This is a genomic window from Streptomyces sp. NPDC002057 (genome assembly GCF_040296665.1).
GTDB lineage: Bacteria > Actinomycetota > Actinomycetes > Streptomycetales > Streptomycetaceae > Streptomyces.
The window spans coordinates 1-1,647 of sequence record NZ_JBEOXR010000118.1; the positions used below are offsets into that span (position 1 = coordinate 1).

The 1,647-nt window shown below is 68.4% G+C and carries 2 protein-coding genes; one reads left to right on the forward strand and one right to left on the reverse strand.

Translation table 11 applies throughout. The features are described from left to right. On the forward strand, positions 1–336 hold a 336-nt coding region (locus ABT129_RS37995; protein ID WP_351910836.1), incomplete at its 5' end, for a DUF4394 domain-containing protein. A gap of 684 nt (positions 337–1,020) precedes the next feature. On the opposite strand, the gene ABT129_RS38000 is transcribed toward ABT129_RS37995, so the two are convergent. Next, the coding region (locus tag ABT129_RS38000; RefSeq protein ID WP_351910838.1) for a DUF4394 domain-containing protein at positions 1,021–1,647 on the reverse strand (627 nt) is incomplete at its 5' end.

Sequence of the window (1,647 nt, forward strand, 5' to 3'; positions counted from 1 at the left end):
GGCGCCGCGTACACGAACAACGACCTGGCCACGGCCACCGCGACCACACTGTTCGACATCGACACCACCAACGACCGCGTCTCCCTGCAGTCCCCGGCCAACGCCGGCACCCTCGCCCCCACCGGCGGCCTCGGCGTGAACGCCGGCCCCTCGGCCGGGTTCGACATCTACTACCAGGCCTCCGAGGGCTCGAACCGCGGTTTCGCGGCTCTGAACACCGGCGGCAAGCAGCGCCTCTACAAGGTCAACATCCTCAACGGCCGGGCCGACCTCATCGGTGATTTCCCCACCAACCGCCAGGTCATTGACCTCGCCCTGCCTCTCAACCAGCACTGAACGACACGGACGGTGGAGGTGGGCTGGCCCAGCCCACCTCCACCCCACCTGGCCCGCAAGGGTCCGAGGACCGCTGGGAGCACACCTCCGTTGCCGGCCTCGAAGTGCGCTGCGAACCCGGAACGCCCCAGACGCGTCTCCTGGGATGGCAAGGAGCCCTGCCACCCTCCCTGCTCTGCTGCCTCTCCTAAGAGCTGCCGACGCAAGGAGCCCGAAGGGCTCTCTTGACGCCGTCCGGGAGCCGACTGGTGGCGGCCTCACCATGAGATTCAAGGGGAGTTGCTGTGCCGCCAAGGGGCTACTCGGCCCCAGCGGTTCAGCCCTGGCCCTATGACTCCGGTGGTGGTTCCGGGCGGCTAACCAAGGGTTGGTGACGCGCCGCGGCTGGCCAGCCCGCCTGCGGCGGCGCGTCTTCCGCTTCCCTTGTCGGGTGTGCCCGGGATCGGGGAGGGGTTGGTCCGCACAGGCTTTCTTCCTGACAGAGGAGGCTCGTGCGGCTTCCGCCCAGATCCCGGTGGTGTTGCTGTCCGGCGGGGTCTGGTTGGGTTATGGGCGGTGACCAGTCGCGACACTCTCGCGCTGCCCAGGTTTCTGGCCTTCGAGCCGTTACACGGCGTTGGACGCGGGGTCCGGATCACAAGCGTGATGCGAGTGCGGAGAGAGGCGCGGCGACGCAACCGCTGTTCAGGCGGAAGGGGTGCCGTTGTGCTCCCGGCTGCGGATGATGCGCTTGCGGGCAGCGATTGCGCCGAGCAGGATCAGCCCGCCTACTGCCGCGCCGGTGGCGTTGAGGTCGGTGCTGTTGGCGGCGGCGAGGGCGCCGCCGCCGGTGTTCATGGCGCCCTGCGGTGTGCGGTTGAGGGTCACGGCGAGGTCGGTGACTTGCAGGGCCTTGGGGAAGGAGCCCTTGTGGCTGACTGCTCCGGTGAGCAGATTGACGGTGTAGAGGCCGGCTGTGCCGTCGACGTTCAAGGTGGCGTAGCCGTGGTTGGTGCCGGCCTTGGTGTTGTAGTGGACGTCGAAGCCCGCGGAGGGGCCGATCTTGACGCCGAGCCCGCCTGTGGGGGCGAGGCTGCCCGCGTTGGCCGGTGACTGGAGGGAGACGCGGTCGGCTTTGGTGTCGATGTCGAACAGCGTGGTCGCGGTGTCGGTGCTGAGGTCGTTGTTGGTGTATCCGGCGCCGGTGACTCCCATCGCGGTGGGTGTCTCGGTGGATGGCGGTGTGGCCGGGTTCTTCAGCGTGCCGTCGACGGTGGTCGTCTTGGGTGCGGCCTCGTCGTCGATGTTGTGACGCAGATTCTGGCCGGTGTC